This is a genomic window from Enterobacter cloacae complex sp. 6730903 (assembly GCF_048283985.1).
In the GTDB taxonomy this organism is placed as follows: Bacteria; Pseudomonadota; Gammaproteobacteria; order Enterobacterales; family Enterobacteriaceae; genus Enterobacter; species Enterobacter hormaechei_C.
The window spans coordinates 136119-143622 of record NZ_JBLVXX010000010.1 but is presented as its reverse complement, the minus strand read 5'-3'; the positions used below and the strand labels follow the sequence as shown (position 1 = coordinate 143622).

General features: G+C 55.5%; 6 protein-coding genes. 1 reads left to right on the top strand and 5 read right to left on the bottom strand.

The features are described 5' to 3' along the window. Nucleotides 1–187: 187 nt before the first annotated feature. Nucleotides 188–3712 carry a pyruvate:ferredoxin (flavodoxin) oxidoreductase gene (gene nifJ, locus ACNQ0W_RS07850; protein WP_062932979.1) on the bottom strand — a complete coding sequence of 1175 codons (3525 nt, stop codon included), beginning with the start codon at nt 3710–3712 and terminating at the stop codon, nt 188–190. A gap of 270 nt (nt 3713–3982) precedes the next feature. Here nifJ and ACNQ0W_RS07845 point away from each other — a divergent pair, with 270 nt between their 5' ends. Continuing rightward, complete coding sequence (locus ACNQ0W_RS07845) at nt 3983–4249, top strand: DUF333 domain-containing protein (protein WP_003856935.1); 267 nt, start codon at nt 3983–3985, stop codon at nt 4247–4249. 1 nt (nt 4250) lies between these two features. On the opposite strand, the gene hslJ is transcribed toward ACNQ0W_RS07845, so the two are convergent. The 4 genes from hslJ to ACNQ0W_RS07825 form a co-directional block, all read right to left on the bottom strand. Next, nucleotides 4251–4688 (bottom strand): heat shock protein HslJ, encoded by a 438-nt coding sequence (gene hslJ / locus ACNQ0W_RS07840; RefSeq protein ID WP_062932980.1) that lies wholly within the window; start codon nt 4686–4688, stop codon nt 4251–4253. 123 nt (nt 4689–4811) lie between these two features. Continuing rightward, the gene (locus tag ACNQ0W_RS07835; RefSeq protein WP_017693358.1) at nt 4812–4940 is read right to left on the bottom strand and encodes a DUF2474 domain-containing protein; all 129 of its coding nucleotides are present in this window, start codon (nt 4938–4940) and stop codon (nt 4812–4814) included. Then, the gene (gene cydB, locus ACNQ0W_RS07830; protein ID WP_062932981.1) at nt 4940–5950 is read right to left on the bottom strand and encodes a cytochrome d ubiquinol oxidase subunit II; all 1011 of its coding nucleotides are present in this window, start codon (nt 5948–5950) and stop codon (nt 4940–4942) included. Before cydB ends, ACNQ0W_RS07835 begins: the two co-directional genes overlap by 1 nt. A 5-nt stretch (nt 5951–5955) precedes the next feature. Next, complete coding sequence (locus ACNQ0W_RS07825; protein WP_062932982.1) at nt 5956–7350, bottom strand: cytochrome ubiquinol oxidase subunit I; 1395 nt, start codon at nt 7348–7350, stop codon at nt 5956–5958. Nucleotides 7351–7504: the final 154 nt, after the last annotated feature.

The following is a 7504-nucleotide window of genomic DNA, read 5'->3' as shown; positions in this document are numbered from 1 at the left end:
ATTAATTACGTGGAAAACAAGGTAATCTCCACGCCGTTATATGCCTTTAAGATTTTTTCATCCATAATTCACGTGAATATTGTTCAGAACGTTGAGACAATTTTCACCGATCTTCTGGATTCGCCCGGTGCACATGCATCGGGCTTTTTTATGGCAAAAAAATGCCCGGACAAGCCGGGCATACAGGTTATTCACTGGTCGACTTTTCGGCTTTCCCTGCCAGTTGCGCCAGGAAGTCATAACGCTTCTGAAGATCCGCTGCCGCATCCTTCCATAGTTGCTCTGCTACTTCAGGCTGTTGGGCGTTCAGCCTGCGGAAACGCTGCTCCTGAAGTAAGGTTTCGGCAAGGGCGTCTGACGGCGGACGCGAATCCAGCGCCAGCGGCAATTTCCCTTCATCGGCACGGCGCGGGTCAAAGCGGTACAGTGGCCAGAAGCCGGTTGCGGTGAGCTGACGCATCTGGTCGTGGCTGAGCGCCAGATCGTAGCCATGCTCCTCACACGGACTGTAGGCGATAATCAGCGACGGGCCTGGATACGCTTCCGCTTCCTGAATGGCTTTCACCGTCTGGTTGAGCTGCGCCCCCAGCGAAATCTGCGCGACGTAGACGTGTCCATACATCATCATGCTGACGCCCAAATCTTTACGCGCCTTGCGCTTGCCGTGCTCACCAAATTTGGTGACCGCCCCCAATGGCGTTGCTTTCGAGGCCTGTCCGCCGGTGTTGGAATAGCACTGAGTATCAAGCACCAGAATATTGACGTTTTCGGTCAGGCTCAGGACATGATCAAGACCGCCGAAACCAATATCGTAGGCCCACCCGTCGCCGCCGATCAGCCAGACAGATTTTTCAACCAGCGCGTCAGCATCAGTCAGGAGTTGTTCAGCCCCTTCAACACCCTGAAGCGCGTTGCGCAGTTCAGCAACCTGCGCGCGACGAACGTCAGGTGTGGCCTCCGCATGCAGGGCATCATTCAGTTCTGCCGGGATCTTATCGGCAAACTGTGCCAGCAGACGCATTACGCGGGCGCGGTGCTGATCGACCGTCAGACGGAATCCCAGACCAAATTCTGCGTTGTCCTCGAAAAGCGAGTTTGCCCACGCCGGGCCGCGACCGTTCGCGTCGGTGGTGTACGGCGTGGACGGCAGGTTACCCCCGTAGATCGACGAGCAGCCCGTCGCGTTGGCAATCAGCATCCGGTCGCCGTAAAGCTGAGTGAGCAGTTTGATATATGGTGTTTCGCCGCAGCCGGAGCACGCCCCGGAGTACTCGAAGAGCGGGGTGATGAGCTGCGAGGTACGAATGTCAATGCGTTCCAGCTTGTTGCGATCGATTTCAGGCAGGTCGAGGAAGAAATCATAATTCACTTTCTCTTCTTCAACATGTTCAAGACGCGACATCATATTGATGGCTTTGATTGACGGGTCCTGACGATCTTTCGCCGGGCACACCTCGACGCACAGGTTACAGCCGGTACAGTCTTCCGGCGCCACCTGTAGGACATATTTCTGACCACGCATATCGCGGGATTTTACATCCAGCGAGTGCAGACTTTCCGGCGCACCATCTAACGCTTCTGGCGACACCACTTTGGCGCGAATGGCGGAGTGCGGGCAGGCCGCCACGCAGTGGTTGCACTGGGTGCACAGCTCTTCTTTCCAGATAGGGATCGCTTCGGCAATGTTGCGTTTTTCCCAGCGGGTCGTACCCATCGGCCAGGTGCCGTCAGGCGGAAGCGCAGAGACGGGAAGGGTGTCGCCCAGTCCGGCAAGCATCGCCGCCGTGACGGTTTTGACGAAATCCGGGGCGGCGTCAGATACCACTGGCGGTCGGTTCGGACTGCTGGCATTGACCGGCTGCAACGGCACCGCGAACAGCGATTCGCGGGCCAGCGCCAGCGCCTGCCAGTTGCGCTCAACCAGCTCCTGACCTTTGCTGCTGTAGCTTTTGGCGATCGCCCCCTGGAGTTCCATCAGCGCGCTGTCGCCCGGCAGAATATTAGTCAGGTGGAAGAACGCCATCTGCATAACCGTATTGATGCGCGCGGCCAGGCCGCATTCGCGGGCGATCTTCGCGGCGTTAATGACATACAGGCGCGCCTGTTTCTGGTTAAGCACTGCCTGGACTTCCTGGGGCAGGCGTGCCCAGACCTCATCGGCGCTGTAAGGGGTGTTGATCAGGAAAATACCGCCGGGCTTCAGGCGCTCGGCCATCTGATATTTATCAATGAACTGGAGCTGGTGACAGCCAACAAAATCGGCCTGAGAAATCAGGTATGCCGAGCGGATCGGGTGTTCGCTGACGCGCAGGTGGGAAACGGTCAGTCCGCCCGCTTTTTTGGAATCGTAGACGAAATACCCTTGCGCATACCACGGCGTGGAGTTGCCGATAATTTTGATGTTGTTCTTGGTCGCCGAGACGCTGCCGTCGCTGCCCAGACCGTAGAACAGCGCTTCCAGTTTCGCATTGGAGGGCAGGGTGTTTTCCGGCAAGGGCAGAGAAAGGTTAGTCACGTCATCATAAATGCCGACCGTAAAGCGCGGCTTCGGTTTTGCCTCGCGGAGTTCAGCAAATACCGCCAGGACGCACTCCGGCCCGAACTCTTTGGAAGACAACCCATAACGTCCGCCAATGACGCGCGGCAGCGTTTCGCGCTCACCGCGGTTAAACGCCTCAGCCAGAGCGGTCATCACGTCCAGATAAAGTGGTTCAGCCTGTGCGCCAGGCTCTTTGGTGCGGTCCAGTACCGCCACGGCACGCGCGCTGTCCGGCAGGGCTGCGAGTAAGTGTTTCGCTGAAAAGGGACGGTAGAGGCGAACTTTGAGCACGCCAACTTTCTCTCCACGCGTCAATAGCTCATCAACCACCTCTTCACAGGTGCCGATGGCGGAGCCCATCAGGACGATCACGCGCTCGGCCTGCGGATGACCGTAATATTCAAACGGCTTATATTCGCGGCCCGTCGCAGCGGCAAAATCGTCCATCGCCTGTTCAACGTGCGCATAGACCGCGTTGTACCACGGGTTCGTCGCCTCGCGGGACTGGAAATAGGTATCCGGGTTTGCAGAGGTACCCCGGATCACCGGATGTTCCGGATTGAGGGCGCGAGCGCGATGCGCATCGATGTCCGCCTGCGGCAGCAGATTCAGAATGGTGTCGTCCGGCAGTGGAACGATTTTATTGATCTCGTGGGACGTGCGAAAACCATCGAAGAAATGAATAAATGGCACACGGCTTTTCAGCGTGGCGATATGCGAAATCAGCGCGAAGTCCTGTGCTTCCTGCACGCTGCTGGCGCAGAGCATAGCGCAGCCGGTCTGACGCACGGCCATCACGTCTGAGTGGTCGCCAAAAATAGAGAGAGCGTGAGTGGCTACGGTGCGTGCGGCAACGTGCAACACAAACGGCGTTAATTGCCCTGCCAGCTTGTAAAGCGTGGGGATCATCAACAGCAGCCCCTGAGATGACGTGAACGAGGTCGACAGGGCACCGGTCTGCAACGCACCATGCACGGTGGCAATGGCACCGGCTTCGGACTGCATCTCTACAACCCGCGGGACATCGCCCCAGACGTTTTTTATCCCATTACCCGCCCAGGCGTCAGCCTGTTCAGCCATCGTGGAGCTGGGAGTGATGGGGTAGATGGCGATCACTTCGCTGGTACGAAACGCAACAGACGCGACTGCACCATTGCCGTCAATAGTTTGCATAGGACAACACCCTTACATTGCGCAAAAAGAGGGGCCTGTAAAACAACGACAGACCCTGAATATTATCTGTGTATTTTAGCAAAGCTCAGGTTTTACGATTTTCGCTTTTGTGTCCTTGGGATGCGCTGTATCAATGACTCGATGGCTATTCGCGTTAAAAAATTGCGAGAAATTGTTACCAGGGCGCATAAATACGCACATCCGCTCTCGACGATGCGGCGCGTGATGCCTATTATGCATAGGTTTCGCGTTAATTATGGGGAGGAAGGTATGCGTTCAGCATTTTGGGTCGGATGTGCCGCGTTACTGTTGTCGGCATGCAGCAATGAACCTGTACAGCAGGCGACAGCGGCACACGTTACGCCGGGTATGCGAGCGGCGATGTCCAGTTCAGGTCAGGCCAACTGCGCAATGATCGGCGGTTCACTCTCCGTTGCCCGTCAGCTTGACGGCTCCGCCATCGGCATGTGCGCATTGCCAAATGGCAAACGCTGTAGTGAGCAGTCGCTTGCCGTAGGTTCGTGCGGAAGTTACTGAGTTATCCAACTCGCTTAAACATCAATGTTTTATTGGCTGTCGCCAGCGTTAACTGGTCTTCGGTCAGGTCTACCTGTGCGCCTGTGCGTAGCATATCGGCGATGGTCTGATCCAGTTCATTTAGCTGCGGCTCGGTGCAGAGTTTCCGCGTCATTGCCAGCGTTTTGACCGTCAACTCGCCTTCGGACAGTTTCCCCTGGCCGTTGAAGCCGTTGCACATTGTGCCGGAGACGACAATGTTGTTAATCAGGCTGATATTGGGTTGCGCACTGAAGCGAATTTCAGGCTGCGTTTTCCCGCCTTTAACCGCTTTGCCATCCACATTTTCCAGAACGAAACGGTGATTCTCTAACTGATCGGTCTGAACGGAGGCTTTACCAGGATTAACGCATCCAGCCAGTGCGAGGCTGATTAAACTTACTGCCGCGAGCTTTTTCATTTTTCTTCTCAAACTATCAATGCTGTAAATATTTTTTCAGTGTAACCATACTCTCCTGGGTGTTAATGGGGTTTATCTGAAAGTGCGGGAAGGGACCGGGCGGCGGCGCACCCGGTCAGTGAGTTAGTGCGATTTAAATCCGGCTGCGGCCATCAGCATTTTAAAGAGCATACTTACGCAGGCCAGCGCCAGGACGCTGCCGCCCCAGATGATGGCAAGCCACATCAAACGTTTCCATACTGGTTGTTGCATCAGTGATAACCCTCCCCATGCTGTACTTTTCCGCGAAAAACGTAATAACTCCAGAAGGTGTAGACCAGAATCACGGGAATGATCAACAGTGCACCCACTAACATAAAGCCCTGGCTTTGGGCTGGCGCAGCGGCCTGCCACAGGGTAATGTCCGGCGGGATGATATGCGGCCAGATGCTGATCCCAAGCCCGCTAAAGCCAAGAAAAACCAGCCCTAACGTCATGATAAACGGCAGAGTATGGCTCGCAGGATCGTTCAGGCAGCGCCACTGGCACAGACTCAGGATCGCAACCAGCGCAGGGACGGGCAGCAGATAAAACAGATTCGGCAGCGTAAACCAGCGCGCAGCAATGGCTGGCTGGGCGAGAGGGGTCCAGATACTGATTACCGCAATGAATACCAGAAGCAGGAGCAGAAGCACTTTCGATACCTGACGCATCCGCTGTTGCAGGGCATTTTCGCTTTTCATTACCAGCCACGTTGATCCTAACAGCGCGTAAGCCACCACAAGACCCGCGCCGCAGAAAAAATTGAACGCGGTAAACCAGTCAAACGGACCACCGCTGTAAGCGCGACCGGTGACGCTGAACCCCTGAATGACCGCGCCGACGGTGATGCCCTGGCTGAAGGTAGCCACAATTGATCCGCCAATAAAGGCCTTATCCCAGAACGGGCGGTGCACCGGAGTGGCCTTGAAGCGAAATTCGAAGGCGACGCCACGAAATATAAGCCCGATCAGCATTATTGTCAGTGGAATGGTTAGCGCGTCGATGATAACCGCATAGGCGAGAGGAAAGGCGCCAAACAGGGCCGCACCGCCAAGCACCAGCCAGGTTTCGTTGCCATCCCAGACGGGAGCCACGCTGTTGACCATCACGTCGCGATCGTCCGCATTCGGCGTTGCCGGAAACAGGATACCTATCCCCAGATCAAAACCGTCCATCACGATATACATCAATGTGGCGAAAACGATAATCACGAACCAGATAATGGAAAGATCGATACCCATTACGGTTACTCCTTAAATTCAGTGGTGACGGCAGAAAGCGGACGAGCAGGGCGGCCATCGGATTCAGTCGCGAAGGATCCATGGGGCTGCGGCCCTTTTTTAATCAGACGCACCATATAGCTGTAACCCACGCCGAACACCGCGGTATAAACCACGAAGAAGGCCAGCAAACTGACGCTCATGTGCAGATCGCCATGCGCGGAGACCGCATCCTTCGTACGCTGTAGACCATAGACGACCCACGGCTGGCGGCCGACCTCCGTTGTTACCCATCCGGCGAGGATCGCGATCAGCCCGGACGGCCCCATCAGCAGGGCAAACCACAGGAAGGAACGTGAGGTATAAAGGCGCTGTTTGTAACGCAGCCAGACCGCCGTCACGCCCAGGAGCAGCATCAACATCCCCAGGCCGGCCATGATGCGAAAAGACCAGAAGACAATGGTGGCGTTCGGGCGATCTTCTTTCGGGAACTCCTTCAATGCCGGAACCTGTTTATCGAGACTGTGGGTCAGGATCAGGCTGCCGAGCGCGGGAATTTCCAGGCCAAAACGGGTCCGTTCCTGCTCCATATCTGGCCAGCCAAATAGCAGCAGTGGGGTAGGCTCACCCGGCGGATTCTCCCAGTGGCCTTCAATGGCGGCTATTTTCGCTGGCTGGTGTTTCAAGGTATTAAGCCCGTGCATATCACCCACCAGCGCCTGGACGGGTGCCACGATCAACGTCATCCACAACGCCATGGAGAACATGGTGCGAATCGCGGGTGTGTTGTTTCCGCGCAGCAAATGCCAGGCTGCGGAGGCACCGACAAACAGTGCGCTGCTGAGAAATGCCGCTATCGACATGTGCAGCAGGCGGTAAGGGAAGGAGGGGTTAAACACCACGGCAAACCAGTCCACCGGAACGACCTGACCGTTGATGATTTCATACCCTTGCGGTGTCTGCATCCAGCTGTTTGACGAGAGGATCCAGAACGTAGACATGAGGGTTCCCAGTGCGACCATGCAGGTCGAAAAGAAGTGCAGCCCCGGCCCGACCTTATTCCAGCCAAACAACATCACCCCGAGGAACCCCGCCTCAAGGAAGAATGCGGTAAGCACTTCATAGGTCAGCAGGGGGCCGGTAATACTGCCCGCGAACTGCGAAAACCCACTCCAGTTGGTGCCAAACTGATAAGCCATCACCAGGCCGGAGACCACGCCCATCCCAAAGTTGACGGCGAAGATCTTCGACCAGAAATGGTACAGCGAGCGCCAGACGGGATTTTTTGTTTTCAGCCACAGCCCTTCCAGCACGGCGAGATAGCTCGCCAGGCCAATGGTTATCGCCGGAAAAATAATATGAAAGGATACGGTAAAGGCGAACTGTATTCGCGCAAGATGAAACGCATCTAAACCAAACATGCACTGCCTCAATGTTAAACGGTGTACTGTTATGATAGAGAGGGGGCAAATAAGATATCAGAAGCAGAATTTGATAAATTATCTATAACAGTTGTGGGAAAAGCTGAACTTTATCTGGCTGATATAGTTAACAAGGAAGAATAAAAAATTTCTT

Excerpts from the sequence above, each read along its gene's own strand:
- nifJ (WP_062932979.1), bottom strand. The coding sequence starts at position 3,712 with ATGCAAACTATTGACGGCAATGGTGCAGTCGCGTCTGTTGCGTTTCGT.
- ACNQ0W_RS07845 (WP_003856935.1), top strand. The coding sequence starts at position 3,983 with ATGCGTTCAGCATTTTGGGTCGGATGTGCCGCGTTACTGTTGTCGGCA.
- hslJ (WP_062932980.1), bottom strand. The coding sequence starts at position 4,688 with ATGAAAAAGCTCGCGGCAGTAAGTTTAATCAGCCTCGCACTGGCTGGA.
- ACNQ0W_RS07835 (WP_017693358.1), bottom strand. The coding sequence starts at position 4,940 with ATGCAACAACCAGTATGGAAACGTTTGATGTGGCTTGCCATCATCTGG.
- cydB (WP_062932981.1), bottom strand. The coding sequence starts at position 5,950 with ATGGGTATCGATCTTTCCATTATCTGGTTCGTGATTATCGTTTTCGCC.
- ACNQ0W_RS07825 (WP_062932982.1), bottom strand. The coding sequence starts at position 7,350 with ATGTTTGGTTTAGATGCGTTTCATCTTGCGCGAATACAGTTCGCCTTT.